Source organism: Streptomyces sp. CA-251387 (genome assembly GCF_050936625.1).
Classification (GTDB): Bacteria; Actinomycetota; Actinomycetes; order Streptomycetales; family Streptomycetaceae; genus Streptomyces.
Window position 1 is genome coordinate 8,271,184 of record NZ_JBNJMJ010000001.1, and the last position, 17,593, is coordinate 8,288,776.

Annotated in this window: 17 protein-coding genes and 1 tRNA gene; 8 read left to right on the forward strand and 10 right to left on the reverse strand. The window is 69.9% G+C overall.

The annotated features are described in order from the left end of the window. Positions 1 to 181: 181 nt before the first annotated feature. Positions 182 to 955, reverse strand: coding sequence for a precorrin-6A synthase (deacetylating) (gene cobF, locus ACQEV2_RS36725; protein ID WP_433051708.1), 774 nt, complete (start codon positions 953 to 955; stop codon positions 182 to 184). A gap of 298 nt (positions 956 to 1,253) precedes the next feature. Continuing rightward, positions 1,254 to 1,775: a DUF309 domain-containing protein gene (locus ACQEV2_RS36730; protein ID WP_433051711.1), complete on the reverse strand. Its 522-nt coding sequence runs from the start codon at positions 1,773 to 1,775 to the stop codon at positions 1,254 to 1,256. 101 nt (positions 1,776 to 1,876) lie between these two features. Between ACQEV2_RS36730 and ACQEV2_RS36735 the strand changes: the two genes are divergently transcribed. Further along, positions 1,877 to 1,950, forward strand: a tRNA-Pro gene (locus tag ACQEV2_RS36735). Between the two features lie 528 nt (positions 1,951 to 2,478). Then, entirely contained in the window at positions 2,479 to 2,775 is a 297-nt protein-coding gene (locus ACQEV2_RS36740) for a hypothetical protein (RefSeq protein ID WP_433051714.1), read from the forward strand. 355 nt (positions 2,776 to 3,130) lie between these two features. Here the strand turns inward: ACQEV2_RS36740 and ACQEV2_RS36745 are convergent, their stop codons facing one another. Further along, positions 3,131 to 3,712: a dihydrofolate reductase family protein gene (locus ACQEV2_RS36745; RefSeq protein ID WP_433051717.1), complete on the reverse strand. Its 582-nt coding sequence runs from the start codon at positions 3,710 to 3,712 to the stop codon at positions 3,131 to 3,133. A 219-nt stretch (positions 3,713 to 3,931) separates the two neighbouring features. Continuing rightward, positions 3,932 to 4,015: a DUF433 domain-containing protein gene (locus tag ACQEV2_RS36750; protein ID WP_433055067.1), complete on the reverse strand. Its 84-nt coding sequence runs from the start codon at positions 4,013 to 4,015 to the stop codon at positions 3,932 to 3,934. A 314-nt stretch (positions 4,016 to 4,329) separates the two neighbouring features. Between ACQEV2_RS36750 and ACQEV2_RS36755 the strand changes: the two genes are divergently transcribed. The 4 genes from ACQEV2_RS36755 to ACQEV2_RS36770 all read left to right on the forward strand — a co-directional run bounded on the left by ACQEV2_RS36755 (position 4,330) and on the right by ACQEV2_RS36770 (position 8,123). After that, on the forward strand, positions 4,330 to 5,247 hold the full coding sequence (locus ACQEV2_RS36755) for an alpha/beta hydrolase (protein ID WP_433051720.1): 918 nt from the start codon (positions 4,330 to 4,332) through the stop codon (positions 5,245 to 5,247). A gap of 234 nt (positions 5,248 to 5,481) precedes the next feature. Continuing rightward, positions 5,482 to 6,144: an NUDIX domain-containing protein gene (locus ACQEV2_RS36760; protein ID WP_433051723.1), complete on the forward strand. Its 663-nt coding sequence runs from the start codon at positions 5,482 to 5,484 to the stop codon at positions 6,142 to 6,144. Positions 6,145 to 6,256: 112 nt separating this feature from the next. Next, a complete protein-coding gene (locus ACQEV2_RS36765) occupies positions 6,257 to 7,243 on the forward strand; it encodes an aldo/keto reductase (protein WP_433051726.1) in 987 nt (328 codons plus the stop codon). A 76-nt stretch (positions 7,244 to 7,319) separates the two neighbouring features. Further along, positions 7,320 to 8,123: a DUF427 domain-containing protein gene (locus tag ACQEV2_RS36770; RefSeq protein WP_433051729.1), complete on the forward strand. Its 804-nt coding sequence runs from the start codon at positions 7,320 to 7,322 to the stop codon at positions 8,121 to 8,123. Here ACQEV2_RS36770 and ACQEV2_RS36775 read toward each other — a convergent pair. The 6 genes from ACQEV2_RS36775 to iolC all read right to left on the reverse strand — a co-directional run bounded on the left by ACQEV2_RS36775 (position 8,113) and on the right by iolC (position 15,193). Next, positions 8,113 to 8,898 (reverse strand): GntR family transcriptional regulator, encoded by a 786-nt coding sequence (locus ACQEV2_RS36775; RefSeq protein WP_433051732.1) that lies wholly within the window; start codon positions 8,896 to 8,898, stop codon positions 8,113 to 8,115. The genes ACQEV2_RS36770 and ACQEV2_RS36775 overlap by 11 nt on opposite strands. Before the next feature lie 71 nt (positions 8,899 to 8,969). Continuing rightward, a complete protein-coding gene (locus ACQEV2_RS36780) occupies positions 8,970 to 10,463 on the reverse strand; it encodes a CoA-acylating methylmalonate-semialdehyde dehydrogenase (protein ID WP_433051735.1) in 1,494 nt (497 codons plus the stop codon). Between the two features lie 51 nt (positions 10,464 to 10,514). Continuing rightward, the gene (gene iolD, locus ACQEV2_RS36785; protein WP_433051738.1) at positions 10,515 to 12,392 is read right to left on the reverse strand and encodes a 3D-(3,5/4)-trihydroxycyclohexane-1,2-dione acylhydrolase (decyclizing); all 1,878 of its coding nucleotides are present in this window, start codon (positions 12,390 to 12,392) and stop codon (positions 10,515 to 10,517) included. A gap of 8 nt (positions 12,393 to 12,400) precedes the next feature. Then, entirely contained in the window at positions 12,401 to 13,288 is an 888-nt protein-coding gene (iolB, locus tag ACQEV2_RS36790) for a 5-deoxy-glucuronate isomerase (RefSeq protein WP_433051741.1), read from the reverse strand. A gap of 14 nt (positions 13,289 to 13,302) precedes the next feature. Continuing rightward, a complete protein-coding gene (locus ACQEV2_RS36795; RefSeq protein ID WP_433051744.1) occupies positions 13,303 to 14,190 on the reverse strand; it encodes a Cgl0159 family (beta/alpha)8-fold protein in 888 nt (295 codons plus the stop codon). 43 nt (positions 14,191 to 14,233) lie between these two features. Next, positions 14,234 to 15,193: a 5-dehydro-2-deoxygluconokinase gene (gene iolC, locus ACQEV2_RS36800; RefSeq protein ID WP_433051747.1), complete on the reverse strand. Its 960-nt coding sequence runs from the start codon at positions 15,191 to 15,193 to the stop codon at positions 14,234 to 14,236. 301 nt (positions 15,194 to 15,494) lie between these two features. Here iolC and ACQEV2_RS36805 point away from each other — a divergent pair, with 301 nt between their 5' ends. Both ACQEV2_RS36805 and ACQEV2_RS36810 read left to right on the forward strand, forming a co-directional pair. Further along, positions 15,495 to 16,511 (forward strand): sugar ABC transporter substrate-binding protein, encoded by a 1,017-nt coding sequence (locus ACQEV2_RS36805; protein ID WP_433051750.1) that lies wholly within the window; start codon positions 15,495 to 15,497, stop codon positions 16,509 to 16,511. 5 nt (positions 16,512 to 16,516) lie between these two features. Beyond that, on the forward strand, positions 16,517 to 17,590 hold the full coding sequence (locus ACQEV2_RS36810) for an ABC transporter permease (RefSeq protein ID WP_433051753.1): 1,074 nt from the start codon (positions 16,517 to 16,519) through the stop codon (positions 17,588 to 17,590). Positions 17,591 to 17,593: the final 3 nt, after the last annotated feature.

Below are 17,593 nucleotides of genomic sequence, written 5' to 3' on the forward strand. Positions count from 1 at the left end.
GCCGATGCGGTTGATGGCGTGCGGCACTGCCCACACCACGCCATGCCCGGTCTCGGTCTCGGCCTGCACATACAGAACCGGGCGGACACACCGCCCCGCGGCACCCCGTGAGTTCCGCGCCGGGCCGGCCGACCTGAGCACCGCACCCGGGGGTTGCCGGACTGCCCGCCTGCTGGTCCCTCTATCCCTCCTTCGGATTCCGGCGCAGCAGATACGTGTCCATGATCCAGCCCTTGCGCTCCCGGGCCTCCGCCCGCAGCCGCTCGATGCGCGGCGCGGCCTCGGAGATCGGGCCCGAGGCGAGGATCTCGTCCGGGGTGCCCAGGTACGCGCCCCAGTAGATGTCGATGTCCTGGTCGGCGTACTGCCGGAAGGCCTGGTGGGCGTCGAGCATCACGACCACGTCGTCCACGCCCTCCGGGAAGCCCTCGGCCAGCCGCCGGCCGGTGGTGATCTGCACGGGCCGGGCCACCCGGTTGAGCCCCGTCCGATGCCGGGCGACCAGCGCGGAGACACTGCTGATGCCAGGCACGACGTCGTACTCGAAGTCCACCGAGCCCTTGTCCAGGACCTCTTCCAGGATCCCGAGGGTGCTGTCGTACAGCGCGGGATCACCCCACACCAGGAACGCGCCCGTCTCGTCCTCGCCCAGCTCCTCGGCGATCAGCCGCTCGTAGATCCCGGCACGGGCACTGCGCCAGTCCCCGACGGCGGGGGAGTAGGCGGCACCCCCGGCCGCCCGGTCCCGCTCGGGATCCCGGGCCTCCACGACCCGATACGTCCCCTCCGGTATGTGCGCGTCCAGCATGTCCCGGCGCAGCTGCGTGAGGTCCGACTTCACCTCGCCCTTGTCGAGGATGAAGAACACGTCCGTACTCCGCAGCGCCCTGACGGCCTGCAGCGTCAGCTGCTCGGGGTCGCCCGCGCCGATACCGATGACATGAATCTTTCGCACGCCTTGAGTCTGCCGTACGGCACTGACAGTGAGGCGACCGCGTCCCGGGTCGGGCACGTCCGAGTGCGCATGGCCACCTTGTCGAGGGCGGGCCGCCTCGATGATGTCCCGCGCCGCGCGCCCTTGGCGGGCTCCCTGGGCGGGAGGACTCCGTGGGTGGTGGTCGGGCGGGGGCGGGCGGCGGGGAGCGTCGTGGTGCGGCGGAGGCCGTGGGTGGTGGTCGGGCGTGGGCGGGCAGCGGCGAGCCCTGTGGTGCGGCGGAGGCGGTGGCGCCGGGACATCCCCGCCGCTGCCGGCCTCACGTCCGCAGCCGCGGCGCCCGTGCCGCCGCGTCCACGACCCCGGTGTCCCGCTCCACCTCCGCCGCCAGCGCTCGCGCCCACCCGGCGATCCCGGCCAGGTCCATCCCGTACGGCCGCGCGCGTCCCGACGCCGACGCCCACTCCTCGACCGCCCCGGCCCCACGCCGCAGCAGCCGCGCCCCGCCCGTCACATTGCTCCGTGCCGCGTGGGTGAGTCCCACTGCGAGCTGGGCGAGCCCCCGCCACAGGGTCCGCTCCTCCTCGGGCCCCGACTTCCAGGCGTCCTCGAACACCTCGTGCGCGTGGAAGGGCTTCCCCGCGTCGAGCAGCTCCTGCGCTTCCGTCACGCTCTGCTCGGGTGTGCGTACGACCCCCTCGGGCTGCCGCTCCACACCCTCCGCGCCGTACGGCAGGGGCCGCCCGAGCCCGTCCCGCGGCCGGGCGTTGCGCGCCCGCCCCTCGTCGTCCCGGTCCCGCGCGGCGGCCGGCCGTCCTGAAGATGAGGATGCAGTGCCCATACGTCGATTGTCCCGCCCTCCCCGGGCCCTCTTCGAAGCGGCCCACGACGTGCGGTAAAGTGCTCTTCGCGCGATCACGCGGTTCACCGCGCGAGACGCACCGGGACGTGGCGCAGCTTGGTAGCGCACTTGACTGGGGGTCAAGGGGTCGCAGGTTCAAATCCTGTCGTCCCGACTACTGCAGGATTACGTAGTCGCAGGTCAGGGCCTTGGATCACTTAGGTGAGACGAGGCCCTTGATCATTTCCGGGGCTCTCGTCTCACAATTTCTCACAGACGTCAGAGCGGCGGTGATACTTCGCCGCTGTCACTCGATTGACTCATGCTGCGCTGTGCAGGCAATGCTGATGCGGTGTCCTGAGCGGAGAGAACTTCCGTCCAGGGACAGAGCGCTGAAGCCCTGTGCGGACATGTGCTCATCGAACGCATCGAGCGCAACGATGGCACGAACACCATGCAATCGGGAACGACCCCCCACTGTCGACCACGTATGACCTCGTTCGCCCAGCTGGTGAACCACTACAGCTAGAAACAAAAGGCGTCATGCAGGACAGGAAGACATGCCTGCGCCGGAGAGGCGAACTTGACCACCAATCCCGGCGTGCCACTAGAACATATTGGATCTTTTCGTATTAATCTCCGGTGGCCATACGAAGTCGATCTCTCACGGATCGCACCCACCTCACTCCATCGGAGATGACATATGCACATGCTTCGCAAGGCTGCCGTCATGGTCGTTGCCCTCGGCAGCGTCGGACTCCTGAGCGTCGGCACCGCGACCGCCCACGACAACGGCGATCACGGCCACAAGAAGGGTGGGGACAAGGTCAGCGTCCTGCAGAGCTCCAGCTGTAAGTCGCACGACTTGAACCTCGACATCCTCGGCCAGGTCGGCATCCTCAACGGGCTGCTGGGCAACGCGCTCAACGGCGAGGGCAACGCCGGTGGGCAGAGCAAGCACGTCGGCTCGACCATGGGCTGCAACAACAGCGCCTTCTAAGGCATGCTTTGAAAGCTGTTGCGGTATCGGGTTGGCCGTTCGGAATGGTCACGGGCGGCCAACCAAAGTACTGATGGCTCTGCGGGTCAGCGGCAAGACCCGCTTGCCGTTGACGAGCCTTCGAGGTCAACGTCCTCGTTCCATCGTGCTACCGCAGACCTCAGCGGGACGCTCAAGGAGGGTGAGGAGCATTGGCCAAAAAGCCGGTGGCGCGTTCTGGGCTGCCCTGGCGCGAGCCTCCCGCGATATTCGTACGTGCTCTCTTGCGTTGAACTTGCCGCAGGTGTGGTGCTGGGGCGGATCGGCGTCGGGTCACCGTCCGCAGTGGACTTCTTCGCGTACCCGCTCAGATCGGTCAACGGCGCACCCGATAGCGCAGGTGAAGCACCCGGTTCCCCTGAATCACCACGTCAGGATCCTCCAACAGGTGCTGCGCGTGGACCGACCCGAAGTAGCGCTTGCCGGACCCGAACACTACGGGTACGACGTCCATGCGCACCTCGTCGACCAGGCCCGCGGCAAGCACCTGGCCACCGACGTCGCCAGCGGCGACCTCGACCAAGCGGTCACCCGCAAGCTCCTGCGCCTTGGCCACGGCTGCCTCGACGCCGTCGACGAAGTGAAACGGCGCCTCGGGGTCCCAGCCCTCGGGCGCCGGCCGGTGCGTCACGACGACCACGTGGTCGATCCCGCCCGGAGGCTTCCCGTCCCAGCCGTCCGTCAGGTCGAAGACGTGGCGGCCGCAGATTGTCACCCCGATCTGGTCCCAGTACGGCCGGGTGTAGTCGTAGGACGTCTGCGACACCTTCACCTCGCCGCTCTCGTCCAACGGGACGTCACCGCTGGACAACCAGTCGAACAGCGGTCCGGGCTGGTCATTCTCGTCCGCGACGAAGCCGTCCACCGACACCGAGCTGTACATGACCACCTTGCCCACGGGGCTCTCCTCTGGTTTGGGGTGCCCCCAAATTAGCGGGTCGTGAGCTGTCGCTCTTGTAAGAAATCAATTCGGCAGGCAGCGGCCAGCTGTCCAGCCGTGGCCGGGATTCGCGCAGGAACCGCCGCCGGACTTCGACGTACCGGGTCGGCGTGAGCCCGGTGAACGCCCGGAACTCGTGGCCGAAGTGGGCCTGGTCGAAGTAGCCTGCGCCACCGGCTAGGTGCGGACATGGGCGACGCGGATCCGGGTTCCCTTTATGACAGGGTGGCCGCTAGCCACGCCTGATTTCGAGAAGTCCAACTACAACTGCGATTGCGAAGCCGTCGATGCCGACGGCACCCGAGTAACGAGCGGCACCCAGTTGGAAACGAACGTCCAAGCAGGCCGAACAGCAACGGGTGAATACCCCACCACACTACGCGCCCTGTAGATCAAGGAATCAACAACGCGGCTGCCGCTCGTCTAGGGGGCTCTGATGACGCGACAGACCCCATATATTTTTTTCGTGTAGTCCCCTCTGTCGTGGTGCGCGCCCTTGCTGTGTTGCGCGCCGCCCCGCGGCCCCGGACGCTGGAGGGAACCCCGGCACGTCGGGTGAGGAGAAGGGACACACCGTGCGCGAGGCCCCGTCGGCCGACGTCCGCAGCAGGACCGGAGCGATGTCTCCCGGCGTCCGGAGCATCGCCCTGGACGGCGCCGGCGTCACCCTGTCCGGTCTGTTCGCCGAGCCCGCGCACGGGGCGCCGCGTGCCGTCGTGGCCGCGCTGCACGGAGGCGGCATGCGGGCCGGCTACTTCGACAGCCGCGTCCACCCGGACCTGTCCCTGCTCACCCTGGGCGCACGGCTCGGCTTCACGGTGCTCGCCCTGGACCGCCCGGGCTACGGTCTCTCGGCCACCCGGCTCCCGGACGGGCAGACCCTCACCGACCAGGTGGTGACGGTGAGTTCCGCGCTGGCGGCCTTCGCGGAGCGACACCCGACGGGGGCCGGAGTCCTGCTGCTCGGCCACTCCTTCGGCGGCAAACTCGCCCTGCGGCTCGCCGCCGAGGACGCCGTCGCCGACCTGCTCGCCGTGGACGTCTCCGGCTGCGGCCACCGTTTCGCCGTCGACCCGGACACCGTCCACCAGCGACCGGGCATGAGCCAGGTGCGTCTCAACTGGGGCCCGCTGTCGCTGTACCCGCCCGGCACCTTCGAGGCGGCCGGTGCCCTGGCGGGTGCGCTGCCGCGCCTGGAAGCGAAGGACGCGCGGGACTGGCCGCGGATGTGCGACGCGCTGCTGCCGCGGATCAAGGTGCCGGTGCGGCTGACCTTCGCCGAGCACGAGGCCTGGTGGCGGCAGACCGACGACGACCTCGCGGACCTCGCCGCACTGCTGAGCGCCGCGCCCTGCGCCCGTGTGGAACGGCTGCCGGACGCCGGCCACAACATCAGCCTCGGCCGGACGGCCCGCGCCTATCACCTGCGCGTGCTCGCCTTCCTCGAGGAGACGCTGCACACGGACGGGCGCAGGGCGGCACGCCCGGCATGACGCCGCGTCCCGACCTGTGCCCGAGGGTGGTGGCGGGGTGCTGAGCCCCAGGCGGAGGCGACGGCACCGCCCAGCAGGGCGTCGAGCGGCACCCGACGCCCCGGCCGTCCGCCCGCTTCGACCGCTCGGCGTGGACGGATGCCCGCACCCGTCACCCGGCCGCGCGACGCACCCCGCCGCGAAATGGTAGAAGCGGCCCATGACCAACTCGCTCATCAACCCGGCCGGCCCCCGATGACCGCCGGCATCGACACCCCCGACCGCCGCGGCCGCACCGGGCTCGACCAGGCCGGCCGGAACCTGACCGGCAATCCCCGCGTCAAGGTGCGGGACGTGAAACTGCTCTCCAGCCACTGGTACGTCGAGCGCGCCACCACCTTCGACTTCCAGCACGCCGACGGCACCTGGAGTACCCAGCAGCGCGAGACGCACGACCGCGGCAACGGGGCCACCATGCTGCTGTACGACGCCGACCGCGAAACCGTCCTGCTCACCCGCCAGTTCCGCTTCCCGGTGTACGTCAACGGCCACCCCGACGGCATGCTCGTCGAGACGCCGGGCGGGCTGCTCGACGACGATGACGAGCACCCCGAGATCGCCGTACGGCGCGAGGTGGTGGAGGAGACCGGGCACACCATCGGCGACGTCCAGCATGTCTTCGACGTCTACATGAGCCCGGGGTCCGTGACCGAGCGCGTCAGCTTCTACGCCGCGGCCTACGGGCCCTCGACCCGGACGCACGAGGGCGGCGGCCTGGACGAGGAGGGCGAGGACATCGAGATCCTCGAACTGCCCTTCCGCAGGGCCCTGGAGATGATCCGCACCGGGGAGATCGCCGACGCGAAGACCATCATGCTGCTGCAATGGGCCGCGCTGGAAGGGCCGTTCGCGAAGTGACCCACAACTGAACCAGGTGAACGCTCCAACGCCCTTGCCCTGAAGTGCGCTTCAAGGTGAAGACTCCCGTTCGTGCCCCGAGAGCGGGCGCGCGAACGGGAGGGACTCATCCATGAAGTACCGCACCATCGGCACCGACCCGAAGAACCGCCGCGAGGTCAGCGCCCTCGCGCTCGGCGCGATGCTGTTCGGCTCGCGCACCGACGAGGCGACCTCCTTCGCCGTCCTCGACCGCTATGTCGAGGCAGGCGGGAACTTCATCGACACGTCCGACAACTACGCCTTCTGGATAGACGGCGGTCAGGGCGGTCAGAGCGAGGAACTGCTCGGCCGCTGGCGGCGCAGCCGCGGCGTCGGTGACGAGATCGTCTTCGCGACCAAGCTCGGCGCCCGCCCGCTGGCCCCCGGCACCAGCTATGTCGACAACGCGGAAGGCCTGTCGGCGAAGGTGATCCGCGAGTCCGCCGAGCGCAGCCGCGACCGGCTCGGCGTGGCGAAGCTGGACCTGCTCTATGCCCACATCGAGGACCACAGGGTCCCCCTCCAGGAGACCGTCGAAGGGTTCGCCGACCTGGTCGCCGAGGGCACCGTCGGCCTCCTCGGCGTCAGCAACCACGCGAGCTGGCGCGTCGAGCGGGCCCGCGCCCTCGCCGCCGCGGCCGGCCTCCCCGGCTACGAGGTGCTCCAGTACGCCCACAGCCACCTGCGGCCCCGCTTCGACGTACCCGACGCACCCCTGTTCCCCGACGGCAGCCTCGGCCACGCCGGCCCCGACCTGCTGAGCTATCTGCGGGCCGAGCCCGGCCTGACCCTGGTCGCCTACTCGCCGCTGCTCAAGGGCGCCTACACCCACCCGGACCGGCTGCCCTCGGACTTCGATCACCCGGGCACCCCGGCCCGGCTGAAAGTGCTGCGCGAGGTCGCCCAGGAGACCGGTGGCACCGTCAACCAGGTCGTCCTGGCCTGGCAGATGGGCGGCGCGCTGCCGATCATCCCGCTGGTCGGGGCGTCGTCCGTCGCACAGCTGGAGGAGAGCCTGGCCGCCGTCGACCTGGAGCTCACCCCGGAGCAGCGGGCCCGGCTCGACTCCGTCCACTGACCGCGTCCGTCCACTGACCGCGCCGGTCGCCGGCCTTCGCAGTAGGCTCCCCGAAGGAGCCGAAGGAGAGTGGGCCATGCCTCTGTTCCCCACCGAGCGGTCCGTCCGTACGACCCCCGAAGGCCTCCTGTGGGAGCCCAGCGAGCGCTGGGTACGGGGCCGTAAGGGCGGCGTCACCGTCGTCGACAGCCGGCATCCCGTGCTGGTCTGGGAGCCCGGCGTGCCCGTACCGCTGTACGCGTTCCCGCGGGAGGAGGTCCGCACGGATCTCCTCCACCCGGCCAAGAACCCGCCGACGGGTGCGCACAACGGATCACAGATCTTCTACGACCTCGAGGTCGACGGGGAGACCGTGGAGAACGCGGCCTGGACGTTCCCCTCCGACGACCTGGCCGGACACATCGCCTTCGAGTGGTTCCGGCACTGGGACAGCGGACTCGACCGCTGGTACGAGGAGGAGGAAGAGGTCTTCATCCACCCGCGCGACCCGCACAAACGGGTGGACGCGCTGGTCAGCAGCCGTCATGTCCAGGTCGAGATCGCGGGCACGGTCGTCGCCGACACCCACCGGCCGGTGCTGCTGTTCGAGACGGGTCTGCCGACCCGGTACTACGTCCCCCGCGAGGACGTCCGCCTCGACCTGTTCGAGCCCACCGACCACCACACCGGGTGCCCGTACAAGGGCACCGCCCGCTACTGGACGTGGCGCGGTGAGGGCAAGGTGCCGCGGAACATTCTCTGGAGCTATCCGGAGCCACTGCCCGCGGTGGGCGCCGTCAAGGGGCTCCTCGCCTTCTACAACGAGGCCGTCGACCTCGTCGTGGACGGCAAGCGCCTGGAGCGGCCCGTCACCCCGTTCACCGCGACGCTCAAGGTCTGACCAGCAGCTGGAAGTCGAACGCGTACCGCGACGCCCGGTAGATGTGCGTCCCGTACTCCACCGGCCGCCCCGTGTCGTCGTACGCCGTGCGCTGCATCGTCAGCAGCGCGGCGCCCTTCTTCTCGTCCAGGCGTTCGGCCTCCTCGGCGGTGGCGCAGCGGGCGCCGATGGTCTGGCGGGCGCTGTGCAGGGTGATGCCGGCGGCGCGCATCATCCGGTACAGGCCGGTCGACTCCAGCCGGGCGGTGCCGAGGTCGAGCAGGCTCGCGGGCAGGTAGTTGCAGAGGATCGCCACGGGCTGGCCGTGGGTGCAGCGCAGCCGCTCCAGGACCGTGACCTCCGCGCCCTCCGCGATGCCGAGCGCGGCCGCGACGTCGGCGGCCGCGGGGACGTGCTCGTTGCGGACGACGTGCGTGGTCGGGCCCTGACCCGCCGCCTCCAGGTCGTCGTAGAGGCTGCTGAGCTCCAGCCCGCGCTTCACCTGGCTGTGCACCACCTGGGTGCCCACCCCACGCCGCCGGACCAGCAGCCCCTTGTCGACGAGGGACTGGATGGCCTGCCGGACGGTGGGCCGGGACAGGCCCAGCCGCACCGACAGGTCGACCTCGTTGCCCAGGAGGTTGCCCGGGGCGAGGACCCCGTGCTCGATCGCCGACTCCAGCTGCTGGGCGAGCTGGTAGTACAGCGGCACGGGACTGCCCCGGTCCAGGGCGAAGTCCAGCGAGTCCAGCGCGGGCGCGGACACGGCACGTGCGGAGCCGCGGGCCTTCGCCATGGGTCCCTCCCTTTGATGGTCCCGCTACGGGTGGCAGTCCCGCCGCGGGTGGTGGTTGCCCTGCGGGCGTGTCAGGAGTTGCTCGGGAAACCGAGGTTGATGCCCGAGTCGGCCGGGTCCGGCCAGCGCGTGGTGATCACCTTGCCCTGGGTGTAGAAGGCGACGCCGTCGTTGCCGTAGATGTGCAGGTCGCCGAAGAGCGAGTCCTTCCAGCCACCGAAGGAGTGGTAGCCGACCGGCACCGGGATCGGCACGTTCACGCCGACCATGCCCGCCTTGACCTCCAGCTGGAAGCGGCGGGCGGCGCCGCCGTCCCGGGTGAAGATCGCGGTGCCGTTGCCCCAACGGGAGTCGTTGATCAGCTTGATGGCCTCTTCGTACGTCTCCGCGCGGACCACGGCCAGCACCGGGCCGAAGATCTCGTCCCGGTACGCGTCCGCTGTCAGCGGCACCTTGTCCAGCAGCGAGACGCCGATGAAGAAGCCGTCCTCGTGGCCCTCGACCGCGTAGCCGGTGCCGTCGACGACGACCTCGGCGCCCTGCTCGGCGGCCGACGACACGTAGGACGCCACCTTGTCGCGGTGCTCGCGCGTGATCAGCGGACCCATCTCGGACGCCGGGTCGTTGCCGGGGCCGATCTTCAGGTTCTTCGCACGCTCGGCGATCTTGGCGACCAGCTCGTCGCCGGTGTCGCCGACCGCGACCACGACCGACACGGCCATGCAGCGCTCGCCCGCCGAGCCGTACGCGGCGTTGATCGCCTGGTCGGCGGCGAAGTCCAGGTCGGCGTCGGGCAGGACCAGCATGTGGTTCTTGGCGCCGCCGAGCGCCTGGACGCGCTTGCCGTGCTCGACCGCCTTGAGCTGGATGTACTTCGCGATCGGGGTGGAGCCCACGAAGGAGACCGCCTCGATGTCCGGGTGCTCAAGGAGCCGGTCCACGGCCACCTTGTCGCCCTGGACGATGTTCAGCACACCCTCTGGCAGCCCGGCCTCGGCGGCCAGCTCGGCGAGGCGGTACGACGCCGACGGGTCCTTCTCGCTCGGCTTCAGCACGAAGGTGTTGCCGCACGCGATGGCCAGCGGGAACATCCACATCGGCACCATCGCCGGGAAGTTGAACGGCGTGATGCCCGCGACCACGCCGAGCGGCTGGCGGATCGAGGCGACGTCCACCCGGGTGGACACCTGCGTCGACAGCTCGCCCTTCAGCTGCACGCTGATCCCGCAGGCCAGCTCCACGATCTCCATACCGCGCGCCACCTCACCGAGCGCGTCGGAGTGCACCTTGCCGTGCTCGGCCGTGATCAGCTCGGCGATCTCGTCGCGGTGGGCGTCCAGCAGCTCGCGGTACTTGAACAGGATCTGCGTGCGCTTGGCCAGGGAGGACTGGCCCCAGCTCTCGAACGCGGCCTTGGCGGAGGCGACGGCGGCGTCCACCTCGGCGACGGTCGCGAAGGCGACCTGCTTCTCCTGGGCGCCGGTGGCCGGGTTGTAGACGGCGCCGAAGCGGCCGGACGCGCCCTCGACGGGCTTGCCGTCGATCCAGTGGGTGATGGTCTTCATGGTGTGCGAAGGGCCTTTCGTAAGGGGGGAGTTCAGAGGCGGTGGCGGCGATCAGAGGTGGTGACGTCGGCCGGCGACATTCCGGTCGTAGCGTTCGCGGGCCTCGACGGCGGCCTCGCGGGAGGCGACCTCGGCGACGGGCACGTCCCACCAGGCCTCGGCGCCGGGGGAGGTGGGGTTCGTGATGTCCGTCTCGACGTACACGCAGGTCGGCCGGTCGGAGGCGCGGGCCGTGGCCAGCGCCTCGCGCAGCTCGCGGACCGTCTTGGCGCGCAGGACGTCCATGCCGAGGCTGGCCGCGTTGGCGGCGAGGTCGACCGGGAGCGGGGCGCCGGTGAAGGTGCCGTCGGCGGCGCGGTAGCGGTAGTCGGTGCCGAAGCGCTCGCCGCCGGTCTCGGCCGAAAGGCCGCCGATGGAGGCGTAGCCGTGGTTCTGGATCAGGACGATGTTGACCGGCAGGCCCTCCTGGACCGCGGTGACGATCTCCGTCGGCATCATCAGGTAGGTGCCGTCGCCGACCAGCGACCACACGGCGGTGTCCGGGGCGGCCTGCTGGATGCCGATACCGGCCGGGATCTCGTAGCCCATGCAGGAGTAGCCGTACTCCAGGTGGTACTGGCGCGGCGAGCGGGACCGCCACAGCTTGTGCAGGTCGCCCGGGAGCGAACCGGCCGCGTTGATCACCACGTCCTCGTCGCCGACGACCGCGTCCAGCGCGCCCAGCACCTGCGTCTGGGTCGGTACGGCGCTCTCGTCGCCGGCCCGGTAGGCGGCCTCGACGACCGCGTCCCAGCGCTCCTTGCCGGCGCGGTACTCGGCCTCGTACGCCTCGCTCACGCGATGCCCGGACAGCTCCTCCACCAGCTTTTCGAGACCGGCCCGCGCGTCGCAGACCAGCGTCCGTGCCGCCAGCTTGTGCGCGTCGAAGCCGGTGATGTTGAGGTTCAGGAAGCGCACGTCCGGGTTCTGGAAGAGGGTGCCGGAGGCGGTGGTGAAGTCCGTGTACCGGGTGCCGACGCCGATCACCAGGTCGGCGGCGCGGGCGATGTCGTCGCTGACCGACGTGCCCGTGTGGCCGATGCCGCCGAGGTCGGCGGGGTGGTCGTGGCGCAGGGAGCCCTTGCCCGCCTGGGTGGAGGAGACCGGGATGCCGGTCGCCTCGACGAAGGCCTTCAGCGCCGCCTCGGCCTCGCTGTGGTGGACGCCGCCGCCCGCGACGATCAGGGGGCGCTCGGCGGCCCGGATCGCCTCGACGGCCGCCGCCAGCTCGACCGGGTCGGGCGCGGGGCGCCGTACGTACCAGACGCGCTCGGCGAAGAACTCCTGAGGCCAGTCGTACGCCTCCGCCTGGACGTCCTGGGGGAGGGCCAGGGTCACCGCGCCGGTCTCGGCCGGGTCGGCGAGGACGCGCATGGCGTTCAGGGCGGAGGGGATCAGGGCCTCGGGGCGGGTGATCCGGTCGAAGTACCTCGACACCGGGCGCAGGGTGTCGTTGACCGACACGTCCGCCTCGGTCGGGTGCTCCAGCTGCTGGAGCAGCGGGTCGGGAGCGTGCGAGGCGAAGTAGTCGCCGGGGAGGAGCAGGACCGGCAGGCGGTTGATCGTGGCCAGCGCGGCGCCCGTGACGAGGTTCGTCGCGCCGGGGCCGATCGACGTCGTCACCGCCTGCGCGGAGAGGCGGTTGAGCTGGCGGGCGTAGCCGACGGCCGCGTGCACCATGGACTGCTCGTTGCGGCCCTGGTGGTACGGCATCGTGTCCTCGCCCGCTTCGAGCAGGGCCTGGCCGATGCCGGCCACATTGCCGTGGCCGAAGATGCCCCAGGTGCCGGCGATCAGCCGGTGCCGTACGCCGTCGCGCTCGGTGTACTGGGCGGACAGGAACCGCACCAGCGCCTGGGCGACGGTCAGGCGGACGGTGGATTGGCTCATCGGGGACCTCACTGGGACGGGGCGGTGTAGAGGGGCAGACGGGGGTCGACGGGCTGGTCCGGCCAGGTGCCGCGGATCCAGGCGTGATCGGGGTGGTCGCAGATCAGCCAGGCGCGCTCGGCCTCGGGGCCCGCCATGACGTTGAGGTAGTACATGTGGTGGCCGGGCACGGCCATGGAGGGCCCGTGCCAGCCGTCGGGGATCAGGACGACGTCGCCGCCGCGCACCTCGGCCAGGACGTCGGTGTTCCGGCCGTGTCCGGACGGGGAGACGCGCTGGTAGCCGAGGCCGGGGGTGCCATCGTGGTCGGCGAACTCGAAGTAGTAGATCTCTTCCAGCACCGACTCCTCGCCGGGGCGGTGCTCGTCGTGCTTGTGCGGCGGGAAGGACGACCAGTTGCCTCCCGGCGTGATGACCTCGACCGCGATGAGCTTGTCGCACTCGAAGACCCCGGCCGCGCCGAAGTTGTTCACCTGCCGGCTGCTGTTGCCCGTGCCGCGCAGCTCCACCGGCACCGACGACGCCGGCCCGTAGCGGGCGGGCAGCCGCCGTGAGCAGCGCGCGCCGGTCAGCGCGAACCGTCCGCCGCCGGTGGACGAGACCGTCGTACGGGCATCCCGCGGCACGTACGCGAAGTCGCTCACGGCGCTGAACACGCTGTCACGGCCGGTGAGCCGGAACGTGTCATGGCCGAAATCGTCCGTCGTGCCGACCGTGCAGCCACCGGTCAGCGACAGCACGATCCACTCGCTGTCGCCGGTGTCGAAGGTGTGCGAGCCGCCCGGCGGCAGCTCCAGGATCCGCAGGCTGGAGTAGCTCCAGCCGGCCTTTTCGGGCGTGACGTCCACGACGTACGGGCCGCCGAGCGCCTTTCCCGCGGGAAGGTGGTAGGTCATCGTGTTCCTCCGGGTCACAACAGGCCGACGGCCGTGTCCACCGCCGTCTCCACGCTGCCCTCGGCCGGGTAGAGCAGCGAGCGGCCGACGACCATGCCCTGGACGGTGGGGAGCGCGAGCGCCTTGCGCCAGCGCTCGTACGCCCCCGCTTGTTCTTCGGCGGAGCCCCCGACCTCACCGCCGAGCAGCACGACGGGCAGCGTGGACGTCTCAAGAACCTCGGCCATGTCGTCGGGGTCATGGGTGACCGGAAGTTTCAGCCAGGTGTAGGCAGAGGTGCCGCCCAGGCCCGACGCGATGGCGATCGACTTGGTGACGGCCTCCGCGGACAGGTCGTTGCGCACCTGGCCGTCGATCCGCCGGGAGATGAAGGGCTCGACGAAGAGCGGGAGCCGCAGCGCGGCCATGGCGTCGATGGCGCGGGCCGTGGACTCCAGGGTGGCCAGCGAGCCCGGGTCGTCGTAGTCGACACGGACCAGCAGCTTGCCCGCGTCGAAGCGCAGACGGGCGATGTCCTCGGCGCGGTGGCCGGTGAACCGGTCGTCCATCTCGAAGGACGCGCCGGCCAGGCCCCCGCGGTTCATGGAGCCCATGACAACCTTGTCGTCGAGGACCCCGAGGAGCAGCAGGTCCTCCAGGATGTCGGCGGTGGCCAGCACTCCGTCGACGCCGGGCCGCGACAGCGCGACGCACAGACGCTCCAGCAGATCGGCCCGGTTGGCCATGGCCAGGCGCCGGTCGCCGACGCCGAGGGCGCCGCGGGCCGGATGGTCGGCGGCCACGATCATCAGGCGGCCGCTGTCGCCGATCAGCGGGCGGCGCGCGCGGCGGGCGGCGGCCTCGGCGATCGCCTCGGGGTGCCGGGCTCTGACCGCGGTGAGGTCGGGAATGCTGATGCTCAAGGAAGGCTCCGTTCAGGGTGGCTCGGTCGGCCGGGGTGCTCGACTACGACGCCCGTGCGAGGAGGTCCTGGACCTCGGACTCGGTGGGCATCGCCGAGGAGCAGGCGAGGCGGGAGGCGACGAGGGCGCCGGCGGCGTTGGCGTACCGCATGGTTTCGGCCAGATCCCAGCCGGACAGCAGCCCGTGGACCAGCGAGCCGCCGAAGGCGTCGCCCGCTCCGAGGCCGTTGGCCACCTCGACCGGCACCGGCGGCACCTCGGCCTCCGTGCCGTCGCGGTGCACCGCCAGCACGCCCTTGGGGCCCTGCTTGACGACCGCCAGCTCCACGCCGGCCGCCAGCAACGCCTCGGCGCAGGCGCGGGGCTCGCGGACTCCGGTGGCGACCTCGCACTCGTCGAGGTTGCCGACCGCGACCGTGACGTGCCGCAGTGCCTCGGCGTAGTACGGGCGGGCCTCCTCGGGGTCCTTCCAGAACATCGGGCGCCAGTCGAGGTCGAAGACCGTGGTGCCCGCCTTGTCGCGCGCCTTGAGGGCGGCGAGGGTGGCGGAGCGGCTCGGCTCCTCGCTCAGGCCGGTGCCGGTGATCCAGAAGACGTGGGCCGAGCGGATGGCCCAGTAGTCCAGCTCGTCGGAATGTATCTCCAGGTCAGGCGCCTTAGGCTGCCGGTAGAAGTACAGCGGGAAGTCGTCCGGCGGGAAGATCTCACAGAACGTCACCGGCGTCGGGTACGCCGCGACGGGCGTCACCCAGCGGTCGTCGACGCCGAAGTCCTTCAAGGCTTCGTGCAGGTAGGCGCCGAAGGGGTCGTCGCCGGTGCGGGTGATCACGGCGGTGGTCCGGCCGAGCCGGGCGGCGGCCACGGCGACATTCGCGGCCGAGCCTCCGAGGAACTTGCCGAACGTCTCCACCTGCGTCAGAGGTAGGCCAGACTGCAGGGGGTAGAGATCGACTCCTATCCTTCCCATCGTGATCAAGTCGAAGGGCTTGGCTGACTCGGCCATGCGCAACGCTCCTAGAGCTGGGCTGGGGGTGGGGCCCCCAGGGGGCCTGCCGCCTCCCAGGTGTAGGACGTGGAGGCCGACGCTGTCAATACTTTGTACTTACATTCGGACCTGCTTGTGAAATGATGTCTTAACAAAGTATTGACAGCGGCCGCATCCAGCGATTGGATCCCGTCCCAGCGAAACCGCCGTGTTCCACGGCACACGACCCGGACTTCTCCCACTGGTCCGGGCCTCGATCCCAGTGATCATCCCCTTTCCCCCGTCGCAACACCCCGTCGCACAGTGAGGTGCTGGAAAGATGGACCGCTCTTACTCTCGCTCCCGCAGACTGGCCCCCGTGGTGGCCGTGGCCGCAGCGGCAGCGCTCACCCTCGCAGGCTGCTCCAGCAGCTCCGGGGGCAAGAAGGCTGAGGAGAGCGCGGAGGGCGCCTCCGCCGGCAAGTCAAGCACGCCGCGTATGACGGTCGCCCTGGTCACGCACCAGTCGGCCGGCGACACCTTCTGGGACATCGTCCGCAAGGGTGCCGAGGCCGCCGCCGCCAAGGACAACGTCAAGCTGATCTACTCCAACGACCCCAACGCGGGCAACCAGGCCAACCTGGTCCAGAACGCGATCGACCAGAAGGTCGACGGCATCGCGATCACCCTCGCCAAGCCGGACGCCATGAAGGACGTCGTGAGCAAGGCGAAGGCCGCCGGCATACCGGTGGTCGGCCTCAACTCCGGCGTGAGCGAATGGCAGAAGCTCGGCCTGATGGAGTTCTTCGGCCAGGACGAGACCGTGGCGGGCGAGGCGCTCGGCAAGCGGCTGAACGAGGCCGGCGCCAAGAAGGCCGTCTGTGTCATCCAGGAGCAGGGCAACATCGGCCTGGAGCAGCGCTGCGCGGGCGTGAAGAAGACCTTCGAGGGTGACGTCGAGAACCTGAACGTCAACGGCACCGACATGCCGTCGGTGAAGTCGACGATCACCGCCAAGCTCAAGCAGGACAGCGACATCGACTACGTCGTCGCGCTCGGCGCCCCGTTCGCGCTGACCGCGGTGCAGTCGATCGGTGACGCCGGCGCCAAGGCGAAGGTCGCCACCTTCGACCTCAACAAGGAACTGACCGGAGCGATCAGCAAGGGCGACATCGAGTTCGCCGTCGACCAGCAGCCCTACCTCCAGGGCTACCTGGCGATCGACTCGCTGTGGCTCTACAAGAACAACGGCAATTACATGGGCGGCGGCGAGCAGCCGGTGCTGACCGGACCTGCCTTCGTCGACAAGACCAACGTCGAGACGATCGACAAGTTCGCCGCGAAGGGAACCCGGTGACGAGCATGACCCAACAGGCTGAGCCGGCGGTGACCACACCGCCGGCCCCCGGCCCCGGCAAGGAGAAGGACGGGCGCACCGCTGAACGCCCCTTGGCGCTTCGCTTGTTGGCCCGCCCCGAGGTCGGCGTCTTCCTCGGCGCCGTCGCGGTCCTGATCTTCTTCCTGATCACGGCGCCGCCGGTGCGCGACGGCAGCTCGATGGCGAACATCCTGTACCAGTCGTCGACGATCGGGATCATGGCGCTGCCGGTCGCACTGCTGATGATCGGCGGCGAGTTCGACCTCTCCGCCGGTGTCGCGGTGGTCACCTCCGCGCTGACTGCCAGCATGACCGCGTACCAGCTGAGCATGAACGTCTGGGTCGGCGTGATCGTCGCGCTGATCGTGTCGCTGGCGATCGGTCTGTTCAACGGCTGGATGCTGGTCAAGACCGGCCTGCCGAGCTTCCTGGTCACCCTGGGCACCTTCCTGATCCTCCAGGGCGTCAACCTGGCGGTGACCAAGCTGATCACCGGCAACGTCGCCACGGACGACATCAGCGACATGGACGGCTTCGACCAGGCCAAGGCGATCTTCGCGTCGTCCTTCGAGGTCGGCGGGGTCAACGTGAAGATCACCATTGTGTGGTGGCTGGTCTTCGCGGCCATCGCGACGTGGGTGCTGCTGCGGACGAAGTACGGCAACTGGATCTTCGCGGTCGGCGGCAACCAGCAGTCCGCCCGCGCTGTCGGTGTCCCGGTGACGTTCACGAAGATCTCGCTGTTCATGCTGGTCGGCTTCGGGGCCTGGTTCGTCGGTATGCACCAGCTGTTCTCGTTCAACACCGTGCAGTCCGGCGAGGGTGTCGGGCAGGAGCTGATTTACATCGCCGCGGCGGTCATCGGCGGCTGTCTGCTCACCGGTGGCGCCGGTTCGGCGATCGGCCCGGTCTTCGGAGCGTTCATGTTCGGCATGGTGCAGCAGGGCATCGTCTACGCCGGCTGGAACCCCGACTGGTTCAAGGCGTTCCTCGGCGTGATGCTCCTCGGCGCCGTCCTGATCAATCTGTACGTGCAGCGCACGGCCACCCGGAGGTGACCG

Bases quoted from the DNA above. Each gene is read 5' to 3' on its own strand.
- ACQEV2_RS36740 (WP_433051714.1), top strand. From the start codon at position 2,479: ATGCACATGCTTCGCAAGGCTGCCGTCATGGTCGTTGCCCTCGGCAGC.
- ACQEV2_RS36765 (WP_433051726.1), top strand. From the start codon at position 6,257: ATGAAGTACCGCACCATCGGCACCGACCCGAAGAACCGCCGCGAGGTC.
- ACQEV2_RS36760 (WP_433051723.1), top strand. From the start codon at position 5,482: ATGACCGCCGGCATCGACACCCCCGACCGCCGCGGCCGCACCGGGCTC.
- iolC (WP_433051747.1), bottom strand. From the start codon at position 15,193: ATGGCCGAGTCAGCCAAGCCCTTCGACTTGATCACGATGGGAAGGATA.
- ACQEV2_RS36730 (WP_433051711.1), bottom strand. From the start codon at position 1,775: ATGGGCACTGCATCCTCATCTTCAGGACGGCCGGCCGCCGCGCGGGAC.
- iolB (WP_433051741.1), bottom strand. From the start codon at position 13,288: ATGACCTACCACCTTCCCGCGGGAAAGGCGCTCGGCGGCCCGTACGTC.
- ACQEV2_RS36775 (WP_433051732.1), bottom strand. From the start codon at position 8,898: ATGGCGAAGGCCCGCGGCTCCGCACGTGCCGTGTCCGCGCCCGCGCTG.
- ACQEV2_RS36780 (WP_433051735.1), bottom strand. From the start codon at position 10,463: ATGAAGACCATCACCCACTGGATCGACGGCAAGCCCGTCGAGGGCGCG.
- ACQEV2_RS36810 (WP_433051753.1), top strand. From the start codon at position 16,517: ATGACCCAACAGGCTGAGCCGGCGGTGACCACACCGCCGGCCCCCGGC.
- iolD (WP_433051738.1), bottom strand. From the start codon at position 12,392: ATGAGCCAATCCACCGTCCGCCTGACCGTCGCCCAGGCGCTGGTGCGG.
- ACQEV2_RS36770 (WP_433051729.1), top strand. From the start codon at position 7,320: ATGCCTCTGTTCCCCACCGAGCGGTCCGTCCGTACGACCCCCGAAGGC.
- ACQEV2_RS36805 (WP_433051750.1), top strand. From the start codon at position 15,495: ATGGACCGCTCTTACTCTCGCTCCCGCAGACTGGCCCCCGTGGTGGCC.